The 20,179-nt window shown below is 42.9% G+C and carries 19 protein-coding genes and 1 tRNA gene; 10 read left to right on the top strand and 10 right to left on the bottom strand.

Features of this window, described 5'->3' with window-relative positions:
- Positions 1–144 (bottom strand): GIY-YIG nuclease family protein (locus L6773_RS21800; protein WP_369431592.1); only part of this gene is annotated, 144 nt, incomplete at its 3' end.
- A 48-nt stretch (positions 145–192) separates the two neighbouring features.
- A tRNA-Leu gene (locus L6773_RS17230) sits at positions 193–276 on the bottom strand.
- Positions 277–689: 413 nt separating this feature from the next.
- Here L6773_RS17230 and polX point away from each other — a divergent pair.
- The 3 genes from polX to L6773_RS17215 all read left to right on the top strand — a co-directional run bounded on the left by polX (position 690) and on the right by L6773_RS17215 (position 3,791).
- Positions 690–2,447, top strand: a complete 1,758-nt coding sequence (gene polX, locus L6773_RS17225; protein WP_237855713.1) for a DNA polymerase/3'-5' exonuclease PolX — start codon at positions 690–692, stop codon at positions 2,445–2,447.
- Between the two features lie 239 nt (positions 2,448–2,686).
- On the top strand, positions 2,687–3,481 hold the full coding sequence (locus L6773_RS17220) for a tryptophan 2,3-dioxygenase (RefSeq protein ID WP_237855712.1): 795 nt from the start codon (positions 2,687–2,689) through the stop codon (positions 3,479–3,481).
- 73 nt (positions 3,482–3,554) lie between these two features.
- Complete coding sequence (locus L6773_RS17215; RefSeq protein ID WP_237855711.1) at positions 3,555–3,791, top strand: hypothetical protein; 237 nt, start codon at positions 3,555–3,557, stop codon at positions 3,789–3,791.
- Here L6773_RS17215 and L6773_RS17210 read toward each other — a convergent pair.
- The 6 genes from L6773_RS17210 to tnpA all read right to left on the bottom strand — a co-directional run bounded on the left by L6773_RS17210 (position 3,788) and on the right by tnpA (position 10,500).
- Entirely contained in the window at positions 3,788–4,567 is a 780-nt protein-coding gene (locus tag L6773_RS17210) for a gamma-glutamyl-gamma-aminobutyrate hydrolase family protein (protein ID WP_237855710.1), read from the bottom strand. The genes L6773_RS17215 and L6773_RS17210 overlap by 4 nt on opposite strands.
- Positions 4,560–5,561 carry an amidoligase family protein gene (locus L6773_RS17205; RefSeq protein ID WP_237855709.1) on the bottom strand — a complete coding sequence of 334 codons (1,002 nt, stop codon included), beginning with the start codon at positions 5,559–5,561 and terminating at the stop codon, positions 4,560–4,562. Before L6773_RS17205 ends, L6773_RS17210 begins: the two co-directional genes overlap by 8 nt.
- Before the next feature lie 46 nt (positions 5,562–5,607).
- The gene (locus L6773_RS17200; protein WP_237855708.1) at positions 5,608–8,031 is read right to left on the bottom strand and encodes a penicillin acylase family protein; all 2,424 of its coding nucleotides are present in this window, start codon (positions 8,029–8,031) and stop codon (positions 5,608–5,610) included.
- Between the two features lie 80 nt (positions 8,032–8,111).
- Positions 8,112–8,885, bottom strand: a complete 774-nt coding sequence (locus tag L6773_RS17195) for a DUF481 domain-containing protein (protein WP_237855707.1) — start codon at positions 8,883–8,885, stop codon at positions 8,112–8,114.
- A 37-nt stretch (positions 8,886–8,922) separates the two neighbouring features.
- On the bottom strand, positions 8,923–9,819 hold the full coding sequence (locus L6773_RS17190; RefSeq protein WP_237855706.1) for a dimethylarginine dimethylaminohydrolase family protein: 897 nt from the start codon (positions 9,817–9,819) through the stop codon (positions 8,923–8,925).
- A gap of 234 nt (positions 9,820–10,053) precedes the next feature.
- Positions 10,054–10,500 (bottom strand): IS200/IS605 family transposase, encoded by a 447-nt coding sequence (tnpA, locus tag L6773_RS17185; protein ID WP_255727781.1) that lies wholly within the window; start codon positions 10,498–10,500, stop codon positions 10,054–10,056.
- Between the two features lie 577 nt (positions 10,501–11,077).
- Here tnpA and L6773_RS17180 point away from each other — a divergent pair.
- On the top strand, positions 11,078–11,998 hold the full coding sequence (locus L6773_RS17180; protein WP_237855704.1) for a DUF58 domain-containing protein: 921 nt from the start codon (positions 11,078–11,080) through the stop codon (positions 11,996–11,998).
- Positions 11,999–12,045: 47 nt separating this feature from the next.
- Here L6773_RS17180 and L6773_RS17175 read toward each other — a convergent pair whose 3' ends face one another.
- Entirely contained in the window at positions 12,046–12,558 is a 513-nt protein-coding gene (locus L6773_RS17175; RefSeq protein ID WP_237855703.1) for a hypothetical protein, read from the bottom strand.
- Positions 12,559–12,673: 115 nt separating this feature from the next.
- Positions 12,674–13,468, bottom strand: a complete 795-nt coding sequence (locus L6773_RS17170) for an SDR family oxidoreductase (protein WP_237855702.1) — start codon at positions 13,466–13,468, stop codon at positions 12,674–12,676.
- A 152-nt stretch (positions 13,469–13,620) separates the two neighbouring features.
- Here L6773_RS17170 and L6773_RS17165 point away from each other — a divergent pair, with 152 nt between their 5' ends.
- From L6773_RS17165 to L6773_RS17140, 6 genes are all read left to right on the top strand, one after another.
- On the top strand, positions 13,621–14,322 hold the full coding sequence (locus L6773_RS17165) for a response regulator transcription factor (RefSeq protein WP_237855700.1): 702 nt from the start codon (positions 13,621–13,623) through the stop codon (positions 14,320–14,322).
- Between the two features lie 190 nt (positions 14,323–14,512).
- Entirely contained in the window at positions 14,513–15,904 is a 1,392-nt protein-coding gene (locus L6773_RS17160) for a sensor histidine kinase (RefSeq protein ID WP_237855699.1), read from the top strand.
- Positions 15,905–16,065: 161 nt separating this feature from the next.
- Positions 16,066–17,184, top strand: coding sequence for a ferrochelatase (gene hemH / locus L6773_RS17155; protein WP_237855698.1), 1,119 nt, complete (start codon positions 16,066–16,068; stop codon positions 17,182–17,184).
- Between the two features lie 2 nt (positions 17,185–17,186).
- On the top strand, positions 17,187–18,446 hold the full coding sequence (gene hemA, locus L6773_RS17150; protein WP_237855696.1) for a glutamyl-tRNA reductase: 1,260 nt from the start codon (positions 17,187–17,189) through the stop codon (positions 18,444–18,446).
- The gene (gene hemC, locus L6773_RS17145; protein ID WP_237855695.1) at positions 18,439–19,353 is read left to right on the top strand and encodes a hydroxymethylbilane synthase; all 915 of its coding nucleotides are present in this window, start codon (positions 18,439–18,441) and stop codon (positions 19,351–19,353) included. The genes hemA and hemC overlap by 8 nt, the downstream gene beginning before the upstream one ends.
- 60 nt (positions 19,354–19,413) lie before the next feature.
- Entirely contained in the window at positions 19,414–20,172 is a 759-nt protein-coding gene (locus tag L6773_RS17140; RefSeq protein ID WP_237855694.1) for a uroporphyrinogen-III synthase, read from the top strand.
- Positions 20,173–20,179: the final 7 nt, after the last annotated feature.

Below are 20,179 nucleotides of genomic sequence, written 5' to 3'. Positions count from 1 at the left end.
ATAGATAAGTTTAAAAGGTCGATAGGGTTTTGTCGTTCTTTCATATCCATTTTGGTGTTCAGAAATACGCCGACGAAGATCATTCGTCATACCTACGTAGATATAATTTCTCTCCTTACTCTCGATGGCATAGACATAAATCATACCCTAAAAAAAGAAAAAGCCCGCAATAATTAAATTGCGAGCTTTAAGTGCCCTGGACTGGAGTCGAACCAGCACTCGCCGAAGCGAACTGCCCCCTCAAGACAGCGCGTCTACCAATTCCGCCACCAGGGCGAGGGGAAAATCAATAAGTTAATCTTTGTTGTGCCCGGGCTGGATTTGAACTTTTTATGGTGGTGCACTCCCTTAGCAGGGGAGCGATTCTGATCTACAGCATCAGACACAAAAAACAATAAAAACCGTTTGTTTTAGAGCTTTCAAAGATAGGGGATTTTCAATCTAAAAAGAAAGTTTTATAACAAGGAAATTTTAGAAATTGAATAGTCAAGAATGAAAGGCATACATCAAAATTCATAATTCCTTCTTCAATATTCGATATTCTCTACGATAATTTTTTGTATGACGCATGAATCGGTTTTTTGTAGTTTGTCTACTTACACATTGAATTATTAATCAGGGTGCAGACACCCCTCCCCCGATAAATCGGGGACTCCCCTCTAGGGGAGATTAAGTTGGAGCAATCAAACATGACTAACCAGGAAGTAGCTAAGAAACTCCGCGAAGTATATAACCTGATGCAGCTTGCCGGTGAGAACCGGTTTCGGGCCATCGCCTTTGACCGAGCTGCACAGACTATTGAAGGATTAAATGACGAAATCCTGACATACATCAAAGAAGATTCTCTTACCGATATTAAAGGGATTGGAAAATCTATCGCGGAGGATATTAAAACTTTTCATGAAACCGGAACCATGCCGGTTTTGGAGGACCTGAAAAAACGGGTTCCAAAAGGACTCATTGAGTGGACCAACATCTCAGGTTTGGGACCCAAAAATATCGTTAAAATTCACAAAGAGCTGGGGATAACCACCATTTCAGAGCTCAGGGAAGCCTGCCAGAGCGGGGCCGTAGCGGACCTTCCGGGACTGGGAAAAAAATCAGCCGAGAAGATCATTAAATCCATAGAATACCTGGAACAGTATGGTGAGCGATGCCTGCTGAATGAAGCTCTTGAAATAGCAGAGCCAATTTTTAAATTCGTCAGAAATTTAGACGGTGTAATTGAAGCTGAAATTGCAGGCTCACTGCGCCGATCCCGTGAAACCATCGGTGACATTGACATCCTGGTAGCCGCTGAACCGAAGAATACCGAAGATATTTTTGATGCATTCGTGAATCACGAATTGGTGGTTGAAATACTGGGGCGTGGCGACACAAAAAGCTCTGTCCGATCAGAAACGGGCCGACAGGTCGACCTCCGTATCGTAAAACCAGATGAATATCCCGCTGCACTCATGTATTTCACGGGCAGCAAGGAACATAACATTGTACTCCGGCAGCGTGCGCGTGATCGGGGCATGGCCCTCAATGAATATGGCTTGTTTAAACTCACCGATGATAAAGATACCGATTTTGACCAACCCGTAGAAAGCAATTCTGAATCAGAAATCTACCAGAAGCTGGGACTCAATTTTATTATCCCCGAACATCGCGAAGATCGAAATGAGTTTAAATATTATGAGGATAATGAAGAGATGGAGCTGGTTCAGGAATCGGACATCAGAGGAGTTGTTCATGCCCACAGTACATGGAGTGACGGCAAGTATTCCATCAAACAGATGGCCGAGGCCAGTATGGAACGTGGCTACGAATACCTGGGTATTTCTGATCACTCCAAGACTGCAGCTTATGCCGGCGGACTTTCGGTTGATGAAGTTAAGCAGCAGTGGGATGAAATCGATCAACTCAATGAAGAGTTTTTAAGCGCCGGTAATAATTTCAAAATCTTTAAAGGGATTGAATCGGATATTCTGGCCGATGGCTCGCTCGACTACCCGGTTGAAATTTTAGAGGGTTTCGATTTTGTGATTGCAAGCGTTCACAGTAGCCTTGAATTGCCTCTCGACAAGATGATGAAACGATTCGAAAACGCCATAAAGAATCCATTTACTCGAATTTTAGGTCACCCAACCGGACGACTTTTACTGCGGCGTGAGGAGGGAAATCTTGACCTGAACAAATTGATTGAACTTGCCGCCCGGGAAAACACAGCGATTGAAATTAATGCCAACCCAAGACGCTTAGATCTTGACTGGAGATATGGGAATAAAGCCCAAGAAGTTGGTTTAATGACATCCATCAATCCCGATGCTCACACAACCGACGGCATTGACGATATTCGCTATGGTGTGATGATCGCAAGAAAAGGAAAATATAGCCCTGATCGCGTTTTGAATACAAAGAGTTCCGATCAGTTTGAGCAGTGGTTAAAAGAAGAGTTGTGAACAAGAATTGTTATTACAAATATTCTCATTCCTCACAGATTTGCGGCATAAGCCCTCTGAGTTCTTCAGTTTCCACAACGATCTGGAGTTAACCGCAGGGGGCGCGGGGATCGCGGTTTTTCGCCAAACATATTGGTTTTTACTTCCTCTGCGTTCCTCAGCGTCCACAGCGATTTTAAGTTAATAGTCTCATGAAACTGGAATTTGACTGTTAGTATCATAATCTAAACTTAATCACCATGGATCAATCCAAAAGCTTAACCTATACATCGTACCTGAAAGTAAAGGAGTTACTGGATCTGCAGCACCCGGAATCGGACCCGGAGGAACACGATGAAATGTTGTTTATCATCATCCACCAGGTGTATGAGTTGTGGTTTAAGCAGATTCTACACGAGTTCGACAAGCTTAGGGAAGAGTTAGAAGCCGGTGAAACATGGTCGTCTGCCAAAACAATGCGGCGGGTTCTCACCATACTGAAAACGATGGTATCGCAAATTGATATCCTGGAAACGATGACACCGCTTGAATTCAACAGTTTTCGGGGATTCCTGCAAAATGCCAGCGGATTTCAATCGGTGCAGTTCCGGGAGATGGAAATTATCTGCGGCATGCGTTCACAGCATATCATCGACGTTCATGAATCCCAACCTGAACTTCAGCAGAATCTTCTGGATCGGGAAGAGGAAAGCACTCTTTGGGAAAGTTTTTGCAGATACCTTCAAAAAAGAGGCTACAATATAGAGATACCGGAACGGGTTAACGATCAGGGATTGGTTCATGAACCGTCACAACATAACCAGGACAAACTGGTTGAGATCATGAAAGATGATCCGGAAGCTGCACTGCTCTGCGAACTTTTTGTGGATTATGACGAAGGGCTCATGGAGTGGCGTTATCGACATGTAAAAATGGTGGAGCGGACCATCGGCACGAAGAGTGGAACGGGTGGTTCAGAGGGTGCCAAATATCTGCATAAAACGCTCAATAATCCCATTTTCCCTGATTTATGGGCGATAAGATCTAAGTTTTGATTAATGTGCAACGGGCAGCTTGCCCGTTACTAACTGATATTAATTCTGGCATATAGCGCAAGCATCCTCGCTTGTGACCTGCCACCCATCAAATACACACTCAATCAATCAACCAGAAGCAGATTTCCGGTTTGGTGGTGCCGGACAAGCTGTCCGGCGTACATTTGTATACCCTCAAATGGCGCAAGCCTCCTCGCTTGTGCCCTACCCCACTTCGAGCACGAGTGAGTCTACTACGCCAATGACATCTTTGACTATGTATAATCGCACCATCATCTCAATGCCGGACAAGCTGTCCGGCGTACGTTAACTGCGAGCTTCTTTCACCAACTCCTTGAAAATATTTCTCTGACGGGCGATCTGTAACAGGTATTCCGGGTGCCACTGAACACCAATCACAAATGGAAAATCGGTATGCTCTAACGCCTGCCAAATATCTGTATGGAGTTCACTGGCTGATTTTTTGATACCGGTTCCCGGCTTATCTATGGCCTGATAGTGCAACCCATTAACATTACAAATATCTGTCTGAAGCAGACTCTCCATCTTCGATCCTTTTTCAATGGAAATTCTCTTTTTCGGAAAAATTGTTGCAACCTGGGGCTCCTCAGCATAAAACGCACTGATATCCTGGTGGAGAGTTCCTCCAAAATGTACATTAATTAACTGCATTCCTCTGCACACACCCAAAACAGGTTTATGTTGTTCAAGGGCTTTTTTCAGGAGATGGAACTCAAGTTTATCCCTTTCAAGGTCAACCGGGTACTTTTTTGTGTGTTGAAAATATCGGAAAACCCAATAGACCGGGAAAAAGATGATAGACAGAACCCATTCAAAAATTGTCCTCTTATTTTTATGAAGGTATGCTTTTACATTTCTCTCCTGTCCATATTTTTTCGGTTCAATATCTGCCCCGCCCCCGAGAATCAAACCATCCAGTTCGTTAACTGAAATTGGTGCCGAAGGACGAATTCGTCTCGGCTTCCCTCCTGCCAGCCAAACTGAAACGGCCGTACAGATCCATGCGAAACCTCCACCCTCATCCGGGCCACAAACACCTATGACAGGTTTCCTTTTATCAAACATTTTTCACCCATCTATCCATCAATTCAATCCATTTGGCCTCGAATCGAATTACCGTCTCCCTCCGCATTTTTAAATAGGCATTGCAATATTGCAAGAGCGATTCATCATCCTCAGCCAAGGTTTCCACCAACACCCACCGGTTCCACTCCCCCGCAAGCGTCCAGGCTTCATCCTCGAGAGAACAATTTGGCAACCGGTAGTGAAATGCAGGTCGGCTCGAAGTCAATGTATCCTCCACCAGCTTTGAGGTTAACTCCTCATTCAAATACATAAACAACGGCTGCATATCCAACGGGCGATTTCTTGAATTTCCAAACTCAAAATAGTCTTTAATAAATTCGGTTTGATTCGGCTGGTAATCCGGATTCAGTATATGCTCCATGTAATCGTCTTCAAACCGGTTTATGAATGGTGTTAAGCGCCGGCTCACATCTACACTAATATCCTTTCGGATCCAGGGATCCAGCAGTACATACGCCCGCAAATAGTTCAGCAATGTTGCTGTAGATTCGTCGGGTATCTCAGGGTTCAGGTGGAGGCCAAACGCATAGACAAAAGAACTCCCCGTACCCTTTGCTTTCAACGTTCTCAACCCGTCAACCAGCGATGTGAGCTCACCCATTTTCGACAGAGGAATTGGCGGTGTGATAATCTCGTAAGGAACAACGGAGGAAGCCAGGTCTTTGAGAGAATCTTCTACAACATACTGTCCCTCATACTCGGAGAGATCAATACCAATACTCCTCAGGAATTTCTCATACTTCTTATCACGAATCAGCTGGGCATCCAGTTCCAACCCGAAATCTCCGAACCTTGTTTTCACTATTTTGAACTCAAATGTGGAGAGCTGCTCAATTTTACCTCCATAGAGCATAGACAGCAAGGAAGCTATATCCTCCATCTCAACCCCGGTAAACTCAAATTCAACCCCTACTCTTCGTTCCTCTCCAGATTCATTGGTTGCTCGCTGGGGCTTTAAAAACTCTTGATTCATATTCTTAAAAATTCGTTCGATCGATCAGAACTAATCTTAGGTACAACTATTCCAGGGTGACCTTCAAGGGGAATTTGTCTGAGAGTTGTGGTTTTTCACTCAAAAACTGCAGTTCAAACAATTCACCGGTCCTCCAGGGTTCAAGAAAATCCGTATAAGACGCTGAACCGGGATTTCCTGATTGTCCGCCGGGATAAACTCCATACCCGCGAACTTCCGGTCCTACCTCAACAACCATTCTCCATGACGGACCGTGTGTACCGCGCGTAGCATTAATCGCTTCCGACGAACCGCTGCTGAAAAGATCCTGCTCACCCATCCCGGGAATAAACGCCATATGATTAATGTCGTTATCAATCACAAAACCCCATTTCCAGTTATCACCGAAATCTCCATACTCATCCGTAAGTTCAGAAATTGCTGTTTTGAATGAATTTGTAGCCTGGTACGACCGGGTTTCTACCATATCAGTTTCCACATCATCAATAAACGGCCAGTCCGGTTCATTTTTTATGACCTCTGCAAAACGATCTCGAGCCGGATACCGGAGAGTTGCAGGTGTAGATTCATATTCATCCAAAAAAATGGATTGATAGAATTGACCTCTCCAACTTCTAAACACCGATGGAGCGATCATTTCGGCATCCATATGATAATTCCATTCTGTCAACAGGTTGTAGATCTCCATCTCCCGGCTGTTTAGACTGTCAGTCTCAACCCATTCCAGGAGTGAAGGAAGCAATACTTCACCGTAGTAGCTGTAGGTGTCTAATTGCATCTGCTGTATATCTTCCACGGTAATATTCTCCATCCGGTCCAGCAAATCATTGATTCGGCGCCCCCTTTCGAATGGAGCAAAATCATCATCAAGATAATATGGGTAATCGGGCGCAGCAGACTCTTGATTGGCTGAACTCACAAAACCGCGCTCCGGATTTTTAATATGGGGCACATGATCTCTTGGAATCCAGCCCTGCCAGTCGTAATCGGGATCGGTACCGTCGCTCACTGTACGTCCCTGGAACTCCCACTTTTTAGGAAATTTTCCATTCACCCAAAGAGCTATGTCTCCTTCATTGCTTGCGAACACAAAATTTTGTGCCGGGGCGTCAAAATGTTTTAAAGCTTCTACATAATCATCGTAATTTTCCGCCCTGTTCAACCCGTAAAATGCTTTCAAGTCGTTAGAACCGTCGTGTGCAATCCAGCGCTGGGCGTGATATACAGGCTCGCTGCCTTCCGTAAAAGAGGACCTGACTTCTGTTACCGGGCCGTGATGTGTATAAACAACGGTATCAATGACGGTTTCCCGGCCCCGAACTTTTATCTCTTCAATCCTGAAGTTGGTTTCTTTCCACCGGCCATCATGCCGGTATTCCTGTTTTGATTCATCTCTAAACTGAATTTCGTACCAATCCATTACATCTGCACTTACATTCGTCACTCCCCATGCCACATTTTCATTGAATCCTATAATTACTCCCGGTGCTCCCTGGAGGGTAGCTCCATAAGTATTTATACCTGGAGCATGAAGTTGAACCTCATACCAGATGGAGGGCAGAGTTAACTCAAGGTGCGGGTCATTTGCAAGAATAGGATTCCCGGATTGTGTTTTCTCGCCACTTACCGCCCAATTGTTGCTTCCAACACCTTCGGCTTGTTCAAACGGAGACAAAGCATTTGCAAGGGTCGGCACAAAAAGTGAGTCGGGTGCGAGCGGGATGTCTGCCTGGAAATTCCACTCCCTGGTTGGCGGAATGATCGGATCATTCAGTTCAGGTTTGGTTGTAAACCATTTATCTATGAACTGTTTGCCAAAATATTTTTGCGTATTGCTGGTTTGATTATCGCTGTTTCCGGCTGCCAGCGTGCGAGTCATATTTTTGAGCAAGAGAGCTGTTTTCAGGGGCTTCCACTCCTCCGGGGCAAGGTTCAGAATTTTATATTCCAAAGGATATTTTGCCGGACTGAGTCCTTCGATATAGGCGTTTACACCATCAGAATACGCATTCAACGTTGCCCACATCTGTTCATCTTTTTTGATCACTTCAATGGCTTTCTCAGCTCCATAGGGCATTCCCCATCGCCGGGTATTGCGATCTCTATTTAGCATAGCAGGGCCAATGATCTCGGCTAAACGTCCACCCGCATCATATGCCTGCAACTCCATTTGAAACAGGCGGTCTCTCGCAACAATGTAGCCTTGTGCAAAGTAGAGGTCATGATCATTTTTTGCGAAAATGTGCGGGACCCTTCGCTCATCGAAATAGATTTCAACAGGTTCCTGTAAACCATCCAAATTCAGTGTAATAGATCCGTTGAGCTCCCGGGTTTCTGCATTTCCCCAGAAGCCTTTAATAGGGTGAAAGAAGTTGCCGACCGGCGGGAGAGATCCAAGCGGAATAGAGTAAACATAGATGACTGCTCCCAGAAACAGGACTGCAATCAGTAGTTGTACTTTACGAGTCATCGTTCATGGTTAGTTTAAAAGAATAAAATAAAATAGAAAAATTTCAGTCAAACAGAGAGAACAAGAACCTTTTTAAAGCTCTAAAATGTAAAAATGAGGCTGTTTTCCAGTTCATATGTTACTTTTGGAATATCGATAATCGGTCTGGCATCATTCGTCATAACGAAACTGATCGCCAGGGTTATATGTCTGCTCAGCTTTACTCCGAGCTGGCTTTCAAGTGTAGAACGAGGCTCAAAAAAGAGATCCGGTCGAGCCTGGTAGTAACCAATCAGCAAAAGAGAGGTGGCTTCGTTGATGGATCCGCGAAGAGCAACATTACTTGTCGATTTAATAAACGTATTTTCTATATTTGTTCCTTCTTTTGGGTTCCACTCCTCATTTTCTGCCATAAAACCGGTTGAAAAGGTCCCTGAAAGACGGCCTTTTGATAAAAACCGGTACCGTATTCCTGTACCGACAAGTTGGCGCTTAGCCAATCTAAGATTATTGTTGTATTGGTACTGCAAAAACAGCTCCGGTGAAAACTTTTTCTTACTCCGGAATGTGGAGCGGGCATGAACGTACCCGCTGTTAATTATCGAGGATCCTTCAACATCCACAAACTCTAAGCTGCTAAGAAGAATATAGTTGTGATTTTTTGATGTATAGAACAGTGCAGATTCATTTTCGGCGGTTGTTACACGGTCGTCGTATTTCTCGATTGTAAGGTCGAGCCCTATCTCTCCACCCCAACCTGTTGAGTCAGCTCCACTCCTTACTCTCTCAACATTTAATATTTGAGCAGATGCATCGGCAAAAAAAAGAGTGGATGCAGCAAAAACAGTTCCCGCAAAAGATTTAAAAAAACTCATAGTTGAATCGATTGATTAGTGCCTCTGTGTTATTCCATTACCAGTAAAGCAATTTCATACAAAATACGCTGCCACCGCTCTTTAAAAATTCATACGTACTGAATTCATGAACGGAAAAACCGGCATCTCTAAGTTTCTTGTTAACATCGGTAGAACCCTGCTGAATGAATACATTTTTTCCATCCGGACAAACTGCATTGACTGCCAGTAATTTCTCTGCCTCGTATTTTGTAGCGGTTATTACATTTTCAAACATTGCCCGGATCATTTCAAGTCCTTCATCCGAAAAAGCCGACGGGTAGATCAACGCGGAAGATTCATTCAGTATACACATACATGTATCCAGGTGGTAAAAGGTTTCATCCGTAAGCGGGAGTGCAATGACAGGAACTTCAAGCTTATCGGAGATTTGTTCGTATGCATTCAGAGATGAACGAAAACCATGCCCACCCCATAACAGTTGACGTTTAAAGTGCCAGATGGCATCCCCCATCCCTTCAAACGTTTGTATTTTATTCTCATCCAGGTGCAGGATTTCATAACCCTGAGTTCGAAACCAATTCTCAATAGCTTCAACCTCAGGTTTCCTCTGGGTCGTTTTCATAATTCCCATCACTGCTTTTTTAGTGCCCTCCCGGCCTATAAACGGCAGACTTTGATTTGCACAAAACACCATGTCGGGCAGTCCCTCTTTTCCTTCCAGTATTTCAACGTTCAGGCCGAGCTCTTTAAATCCTTCGGCCAGGTGATTCCACTCATTTTGAGCCTGCATTTTATCCACATCCCCAATCTGCCCCTTCATATGCGGGTTGATGACATATTCAACATCAAAATAGGTCGGTTTGACCATCAGAACTTTTGAAGGAACCGGCATGGTTGGTAAGTCGGAAATATTAAAATCAATTTGATCAACAGATGTATAAACTCTACTCATGTAAAAATTCTTTAAGATGTGCTGACATTCCTTTTCAGACTTTTTCTGGCTCAAATATACGTTTTATTCGTGCAAATTTATATGAATTCCGAGGCAGTCCATTATCAAATACAATTCACATCTATGGCTTATTCTATATCCGATCCGACAGGATCAAATATGAATAACCCCGTATGAAATGCGGGGTTCCCGATGGCAATTATCTCCAAACCCTGAAAGGGTTTAACATTCTCATCAGAGCAAATACCTCTCATCAAATTCAATTTTATGCTCCTTTAAAAGAGCTTCCAATTCTTCAGACCAAGTTACATATTTATGATGATTTTCCTGATCCTTGATATAGTTAACCAACCGATCTTTATCATTGTAATGATGGGAAAACGCAGCGTAGCCTTTTTGCCAACCTCTAAATGCAGGAAATAACTTTTTTTCTTTGATAAAGGCGCTACTTGCCAGCTTTAAATCCTTAATCAGATCGGATAGCGCAACTGAAGGGTGGATATGAGTAAGAATATGCACATGGTCTTCCACTCCATTGATTCGGTACAGATGACATTTTTTATTCTTCAAAACTCCCCAGAAATATTTGAATAAAACTGTTCTGTTTTTCTTGACTAAGGATGGTGTCCTGAGTTTAGTTCCAAAAACTATATGATACATAATCTGCGTGTGGGTACTCATAATCCTGATTTTTATTAATCCTTCTACCTATATGAACCAGGAATTGCATCTCCCTTACAGATTATTCTTGAATCGACGTTTTGATTGAACCCACTTCGGGGTTCTTAATTCTTATCATCTTCCATCCCCACATTGCATGTGGGGCTATTCGTATTCATCCGCATTGCGGATTGAGAAAAGGCTATCGAATAAATCTCAACGCAACAAACTACGAGGAAATGCACCTATTGAGATATAAATTTCATGACCTGCTTTATCCTTTTTGAATATGCCCAGCTGATAAATCTTTAAATCTTAAGAGGAACAAAACAAAAAATGGTTCAAGCTTTTTAAAATGCGTAATTGAAACTGACCCGACAGGATCAAACATGAATAGCCCCGCATGAAATGCGGGGGTTGATATGGTGAGTGTCCCAAAACCCCGGAGGGGTTAAATATTCAAGTACTAATCATCACACTAACTCTCCTTTTCTCCAACATTGATTTCCTTCCAAAAAAAAGCCTCTGCAATCTTTTAAACAATTCACACGTTTCTGTTCACACTTGGTGAATCTTCAGGAAACCGTTAGCTTCAAACATGCTTTTAGATCCGGATCTGTTAACACAACTCGCCCCGCTCGACCTCAAAGCCCGAACCATTGTGGAGGGTTTTATTGCGGGTTTGCACCGAAGTCCCTACCACGGATTCAGCGTGGAATTTGCGGAACACCGTCCCTACAACCAGGGTGATGATTTCAAGCATATCGACTGGAAGGTGTATGGAAAAACCGAGCGTTTTTACGTAAAGCGTTACGAGGCTGAAACCAACCTGCGTGCTCATATTGTGTTGGATGTGAGCAGCTCCATGTACTTCAAACACTTTGCGGAGTGGAGCAAACTTCGATATTCCATCCATTACGTGGCTGCCCTCATTCATATGATGCACCGTCAGCGCGATGCCACCGGACTTGTTACGTTTGATGAGGATATCATCCAGAATTTTCCGGCTCGTTCGTCATACAGCCATGTTCGATTGCTGTTCAGCGAATTAGAAAAGCTTTTGAATGGTGAGCAGAAAAAATCTAAACAACAAAGAGCATCCGCCTCGGCAAAAGCTCTGCACAAACTGGCGGAGACACTTAAACGAAGAAGTCTTGTCATCATCGTGAGCGATCTTTTTGAAAATGTCCAGGGACATGAGGACCTGATCTCATCCCTCCGGCATCTGAAACATCAAAAGCACGAAGTCCTGCTTCTGAATGTGTTGGAAAAGAAAAGCGAACGTGAACTCGATTTCCCGGATGGAAAATTCCTGTTTGAAGATATGGAAACAGGGTCTGAATTGGAGGTAATTCCAGCCCAGGTAAAAGAAGATTACAAGAAAAAAGTAGCCGAGTATACTCAAAAATTTAAAATTGCCTGCAGCGAGGCCGGTGTAGACTTTGAAGAGATCGATACCCAAAGTCCTTTTGATCTGGCACTTTTAGCATATCTGAACAAAAGAAAACGGCTGTCTTAGAACTCCACCTCTTTTTTAAGTACAGCTTACCACTACTCACTCTAACGCTATGGGGGTGTTAAAAGCCAGTATTCCTTAAGACTTACTGTGCTGTTGTGTGGCCCCGTACCTTTGAGGTGCTTCGGTTTAATTTTTAAAGGTGCAAACCCCAAAGCCTTTGCGCCTGTGAATTCAGACACACGCAACTTTATTGTGCTGACCTGAATTCGATCCTGGGCTGGAATTACAGACTCATTATAATCATCAGAGTACACTATCTTACTCGGATCGAAATTGGGAAAGATAAGTTTGGAGTCTTTATAAATTGCAATACTCGCAAAACTTCCAGAATGGATAATCACCTGATCCGTCTCTTTTTCATTGGCTATAAAAAACTCAAAATGGATACTGTCGTTTTGAGCTTTCCTTATTTCAATTCGTGCCTCAAGGCCAACACTGTCCGGCAGTTGCTCTCTTTGATAGAGATCTTCGATGAATTCAGGTCTTGAATCGTCGTTATTGGCAATACATCCAGTAAAAAGTACGATAAGTAGTAGAATTATAACCTGAGAAAATTTCATGACAATTGAATTTTAATCGATTACAGATGGCTCTCTAAATCCAAATGGTTCAGACACTGGCTCTTCGCACATTTCTGAGATTATTCATCCATTATGAAGTAAAGTCAGATATAAGTCACGTTACTTTAACCCGTCTCAAAATTTTATTCAACAGCGTTAGCGACAAACGCTTCACATAAATAGATAAAATCTCAGTCCCGCCGATATAAACTTCCTCTTTCCTCTTAGCCAGTTTTGGTAATAGTTTTTGAGCAAACTCTTGGGGGGTCATCGCTTTTTTGTGGGCATCTCCCATCTGCTTGTACTTCTTCCCTTCTGCCGTGAGTGCATTGTATGTGATATTTGTCTTTATATACCCCGGGCAAACCAGCGTCACGTCAATATTATCATCATAGACCTCTTGCCGCAGGCAGTCGAACCAGCCGTGCAATGCATGTTTCGAGGCGGCGTAGGCCGACCGATATTTGGTGCCGAGCTTTCCCATCACACTGCTGATAACCACGATATGGCCACTCTTCTGGTCTATTAATGTGGGCAAAAGTGCTTTTGTGAGTGCAACAGATCCAAAAAAGTTTACCTCCATCAATCTTCGAATCGATTCCATCGTAGAGTTCACAGCGTACGCCCTCTGACTCACTCCCCCATTGTTGATTAACATATCAACCGTTCCAAAAAATGCTTTGGCTTCTTCCACTTTTTCCGGGAATGTCGATTGCTCGGTAAGGTCGAGTGGCAGAATTCGAACGGTTTCTTCGGCATTCTCACAATTTTCTTTAACTCTATCCAACTCTTCTGTCCGGCGAGCTGAGAGGATTACATATGCTCCCTTTTTGTTGAACTCATAAGCTAACGCTTCCCCGATACCGGATGAAGCACCTGTAATCCATACTACTTTTTTGGGTAAATCCATCGAGTATTATTTTATTGTTGTATCAAATCTTTTACCAATATAGTATTTAAGAACAGCAGATTCGATTTTTAAGGTTGATAAAGAATCTTCCAAACAAATGATTATTTTATATTCATAAAAATTGCAGATATCCATAACAGAATATTGATTATATGATTCCCAAACATACCATATTGCTGGTTGAAGATGAAGAAGAACCGGCAGAAATGTTGGCCAATTATCTTGAAATGGGAGACTATAATGTGCTCTTGGCAAACGACGGCCGGGAGGCGCTCGATCTGATCGAAAAACACGCAAGTGACATTCACCTGGCCGTGCTCGATATTATGGTTCCATACGTTAACGGAAAGGAGATCTGCAGCGTGATTCGGAAACACCCGGTTTTGAGTGACATTCCCGTCATTTTTCTCACCGCTAAAGACAAAGAGAAAGACGAAATTGAGGGCCTTGAGCTCGGCGCAGATGATTATATTTCAAAACCTGCGAGCCTTAAGTTGGTCAAAGCCCACATCGAATCTCTACTGCGCAGACAACTTCCTCAAAACAGTAAGTGGATTCACCACGGTGACCTGCTGCTGGATACCAATGGAAAAGATCTTTACCACAATGACGAACGAATTGAACTCACTTCCACAGAATATGCCCTGATTGAACTATTTTTCCAGAATCCAAAACGTGTATACAGCCGACAAGAGATCCTGGAACATATCGGCGGTGATGATAAATTTGTTTTCGACCGAACAGTGGATGTGCACATTAAAAACCTTCGGCTAAAACTGGGTGATGCCTCTGATATGATAAAAACCTATCGAGGAATCGGTTATGGATTGAACCGGGATCTGCAAAGTGTTTAAAGCATGATTTTAGCCATCTGACTAGCGCCCCGAAATATCAGGGTGCGACGAGGGTCCAAGTTACCTCGAAGAGATCCCTTGCGGAGCAAACTCGAACCAGTTGGAGGAAGCGGTCAGACGTTTTGCGTGAAATTAGAACCAATCATTTGAGAGCTAACAAACAACTATCAACTGACAACAAAGGATAATAATGAGTATTCGCTCGAAACTGGCCTGGACCTTTATCCTCTTACTAATTTTCGGCATTACGGCTATCAGCAGTTACTCTATTCTTTTTATCAGGAACTACCTTCTCGAACAGGGCGAAGAGCAGCTTATTCATGATTCAGAGTGGTTGGCCATTACGATTCAGAATCTTCGGGTTGATGGAAACTTTGAAACCAATCTCAATGAAGCTGCTCGGACATCCGGTTATCGAATGGCTATCTATGATGATGAGGGGGCTCTGTTTGCTGAAGTGCCATATAATCGTCAGATTCAGGCCGTGGAGATGCTGAGCGATTCGTTAATTCAGGAGATTGAACAGCAAAATGAGGTATTGCTTAAAAACTCTTCCGACTCTGAACAGCTCATCACTTTCACCAATATTGAAAGCACTGAAAATCCGGCGAGATACCTTCGAGTCAGCATTTTTAAGGACCAGGTGTACGCCCCCATAAGAACGATTCGATGGATTATCTATACCGGGATGTTTATCTCCATTGGACTTGTAATTATAGTAAGCATTCTGTTCTCCCGATACATATCCCGTCCTATTCTTGAACTGGAAGCAACTGCTCGAGATATTGCCCATGGGAATACCAATAGAACCATTAATCTCGATCGTAAGGACGAGTTCGGGCAACTTGCTGATTCGCTTAACCAGATGGCAGATCGGCTCCGTGCTGATAATCTTGAAATGAAGCGTATGTACCAGAAGCAAAGCCAGTTTTTTGCAGATATCACGCACGAAATTCGAAATCCATTACATACCATTTCCGGTGCATTGGAAATGCTTGAGATGCATGATCTGGATGAAGATCAAAAGATAAAATATATCAAAACGGCTTCTCGTCAAACACACCGGATCAATCGACTGTTTAAAGATCTTGTAACGTTGCAGCGGTATGATTCTGACGATCATTTTATAGAGAAAAAACCCTTTGACCTGCAGCTTTTAATCCACACTCTTCAAGAACTACTCGAACCCGATGCAGAAGACAAAGGACTATCATTGATTTGTGAAACGGAACCCATTCGCGTACTGGGTGATCCCAATAAGATTGAACAGGTACTGGAGAATCTAATTTCGAACGCTATAAAATTTACCAACAACGGTCATATTCGGCTCAATACTAAAGAGAAAACAGATTCTGTAATTATTGAAATTGAAGATACCGGAATTGGTATATCAAAAGAACACCTCGAAAGGTTGTTTGATCGATTCTACAGAACGGACAAAGCACGCTCGAGAGATAAGGGCGGAACAGGACTTGGCCTGGCCGTAGTAAAAAGTATTCTAAACGCTCACGGAACAGAAATACATGTTGAGAGTGAACCCGGTAAGGGGTCTAAATTCTGGTTTAAACTGGATAAAGTTTGAATGAAATAGTATCATTTCCGTCAAAATTACACACTTATTGCAAAGATTTTGATACTTAATTAGAACAAGTCTACATAAGCATCTCTTCACTTTTCCTTCATAAAAAAATGGTTGTTTTGTTAATTGCAAAGGAACCGCGTTTATTTAATTTATAGCAGTATATGAAAATTGGTGTCGTCTTAATGAATCTTGGAGGACCCACGCATGAAGATAATGTGCGTATCTTCCTGAAAAACCTGTTTAGTGACGAAGATATTATCAAGTTGGGGGGTGGAACTACACAAAACATTTTTGCGAACATAATCTCTAAATTTCGAGCCCCAAACGTAGCAGAAGATTACAAAGAAATTAATGGATGCCCGAAAGGGTGTACCGGGAGTAAATATTGCTTTAACCGTCAAAATAAAGTGGTATCAGACTGCTGTTCTCCCATTAATGGATTGACGGAATCTCAGAGAAGAAGTCTCGAAAAATACTTCAAAAAGAATCTTCCTGAGCACGACATAAAAGTTTACACTTGCATGAGATACTGGCTGCCATTTGCCGATACTATTATGGATGAGATGGTGGAAGATGAGATCACGCATACTGTTTTACTTCCTTTGTATCCACAATTTTCATGGACTACATCCGGAAGCAGTTTCCGTGACTGGGAAACCGTTGCAAAAGAGAAATTTCCCGATGGAGAAACTCCCTGGAAAGAATTTCATGTAAAGAACTATCACCGAAACGAGAGTTACCTGAAAGCGATAAATGATCGGATTGATGAAGCTCTCGCTGAGATGGATGAGGATACACGCCACAAAACACATTTTATATTCAGTGCTCACGGTACACCTCTTCTGGAAGTTCGAAGCGGGGATCCTTACACCGTTGAGATCAAAGAATCTATGGAAGCTGTGATGGAACGCCGTGAAGAGAAAAATTCATACTGGCTTAGTTTTCAGTCGCGTGTAGGCCCACAGAAATGGACCCAACCGAATACTGAAGATCTGGTACGGCGTCACCTGGAATATGGAATTAAAAACTTTTTGATGATCCCTATTGCATTTGTTACCGATCATATTGAAACTTTATATGAATTGGGTGTTGAGCTCGTTGAAGATTTAGAGGAAGAGGGATTTGAATTTGAGAATATGAAGGTAATGGAGGGACTCAACGATCACCCCGATTTTATCAAGGCGTTGGCTGAGGAAGCTGTCCATTGCCTGCGGCATGAAATAGATCTTAAAGAACTCCAATCAGATAGTAAAGAGTCAAAAAAAGTAGTGAACGCATAAATATGGTTCATCCAACCGTACAGGATTTTATTGCTATTGGAATCAATCATTGGGATGCTCCTGTTGAGATACGGGAGAAATTTAGCCTCGCTGATGAGAAAAAAGAATTGATGTTGCATGGTGCACGTCGCGAGGGTATTGAAAGCATGTTTATCGTATCTACCTGTAATCGTACAGAGGTTTTTGCACAAAATGCCACTGCTAATGAATTGATTCGCCTGCTTACCACCTATAGTTATGGTAATCTTGATGAATTCCATAAATATGGGTTCGAACTTGAAGGAGAACGCGCAATTCAACACCTTTTTAAAGTAGCAACCGGTCTCGACTCACAGATTTTGGGTGATTTGCAGATTGTAAAACAGGTAAAAGAGGGGTATGAATATTCAGCTTCTCAGGATATGATTTCCGGCGAACTTCACCGGCTCATCCAGCATATATTTCGGGCTCATAAACGCTCCCGGAACGAAACATCTTTGGGACAAGGCGCAGCAACAGTTGCTTATGCTGCCGTTAAATTTGCAACGCGTACATTTGATAACCTGACTGACAAAAATATTCTGCTCGTTGGAACAGGCAAAATTGGGAAGGTAACGTGCAAAAATCTCGTAAACCTCGGTGCAGGCAAATTGACTCTCATAAACCGAACGCGGGATCGTGCTGAATTTATAGCCGAGAAATTCAACCTCGAAGTGGCCGACATGGAAAATCTCGCAGAACAGATCGCCGATTCTGATCTTGTGATTGTAGCTACAGGGGCAAGTGATCCGGTGATTAAAATGGAGCATATGAAACCGTCCATCGGTCAACGGAAATTTAAGGTGATGCTGGATCTGTCCGTTCCTAGAAATATTGACCCGGAAGTTTCCTCTCTCGATTTTGTAGATGTTGCCAATATGGATATGTTAAGCGACGTAACTGACGAAGCATACAAGAAACGAGAAGAAGAAATTCCACTTGTAAAAAATATTATTGAAGATGAGTTGTCTAACTATAAACTCTGGCTTGATGAGCAAAGAGTCGTCCCAACGATTAAAGCCTTGACTCAAAAGTTTGATAATATCCGTGAAGACGAACTCGATTTCTTTAAAAATAAAATTGTAACGGACGACTTTGATAAAGTTGAAAATCTGACCCGCCGAATTGTTAATAAACTGGCCGCTTACAGCATCGAACATCTGCGAAATCATCATCAATCGGACGAAGTTTCCGAAATGGTGAAAGAGATGTTCAAACTTGAAGCAAAAAACGGGCATGAATAAACCTATCCGAATAGGTACGAGGGACAGCCAACTTGCAACTTGGCAAGCAAAAACCGTATCAAAAAAATTAGAAGAAGCCGGACATTCTACTGAGATTATCTTTGTGAAATCCCAGGGAGATCTCGATTTAACGACACCGTTGCCGGAGATGGGTGGAAAGGGTGTTTTCACAAAAGCTCTGGACGACTCACTACTGAATGATGAGATTGACCTGGCTGTCCATTCTTATAAAGATCTGCCAACAGATAATCCGCTGCCGTTGAAAGTGGCAGCTATCCTTGAACGTGAAGATCCGCGAGATTCGTTAGTTGCTCCTTCAGGGACTGATTTTTTGGATGATGAAACCATTGAAGCTGTGATTGCAACCAGCAGTAACCGCAGGAAAGCCCAGTGGCTGCACAGGTATCCAAACCACAGCATCACAAATATTCGCGGAAACGTGAATACACGTCTCAATAAAGTTGAGGATAATAAGTGGCATGGAGCCATTTTTGCAGCGGCAGGGTTAAAACGAATTGACCTGGATCACCATATTTCGGAATACCTCGATTGGATGGTTCCGGCACCTGCACAGGGAGCCATGGCCGTCATGATTCGTGAAGGTGATCACGAGATTGAATCTGTAGTAGAGCAACTCAATCATTCTGAAACAGCTCTCTGTACAAATATTGAACGAGAGTTGCTAAACGAAATGGAAGCCGGGTGCAGTGCACCGGTTGGAGCATTTGCATGGCTGGATGGAAATGATCTTGTCCTGCATGCTGTTGCATTAAAAACGGATGGGACATTACAGTATGATATAGAACTTAAAACCCTCTCCACTCAGGCCGAAGGTCTGGGAAGACAAGCCGCCCGCAAGCTTTTGGAACAGGGCGCTGATGAATTGGTACAAGAAGTAAAGGAATAGTTCGTACCTCATCATAATAAACAGTAAAACGAACATAATTTTTGACGAATAACACTACAAATGAATCAACTACTTGATATTTTTGTAACACGAGAACTTGACGACAATCAGATAGAGCAGGCTGAAGATCTGGGATTAAACGTCGTAATCGAACCCGCTATTGAAATTGAATTTCGGGAAGACTGGTTTGCAATTGAAATGCTTTTCAAATCCAATAAAGAACCAATTATTGCCGTCACAAGCTATAACGCAGTGAAGGCACTGGAATTCTATCAAAGTTCAGGAAAAGAGATTCCTGAAAAAGCAACATTTTATGCTGTCGGTAAAAAAACAGCAGCAGCCGTTAAAGAGCGTTTAGGTTTTGATGCAGCATCACCCGAGCAACAGGATGCCATCGGATTGGCTAAAAAAATTAAAAATGATTTTGCTAAGAAAGACGATTCTGATAAACCAACAGTACTCCATTTCTGCGGAGATAAACGACGAGACGAATTCCGACAGTTTTTAAGCGATGCTGATATCCATGTACGAGACATGGTTGTGTACAATACAATCCTTAAAAGTATGAGACTGCCAACGCACAAGACAGACGGAATACTTTTCTACAGTCCAAGCGCTGTTCACGCATTTCGAGACAGCGGCGGATTCAGAAACAAAAACCTACCCGAACTGTTTGCAATTGGCGAAACAACCGCCGAAGAACTCAGCATTGAAGCCGGACGACACGTTCATGTTTCACCGGAACCAAGTACTGAACATCTTTTACAGCACGTATCTGAGGTTCTGAATCGTGAAGAGAAAAAGGAAGTTCTTACCTAAGGAGTCG

The sequence above is a fragment of the Rhodohalobacter sulfatireducens genome, from assembly GCF_022012475.1.
Taxonomy (GTDB): Bacteria; Bacteroidota; Rhodothermia; order Balneolales; family Balneolaceae; genus Rhodohalobacter; species Rhodohalobacter sulfatireducens.
Note: the sequence above shows the minus strand (reverse complement) of the source record. Positions and strands in the feature narration are given on the sequence as shown.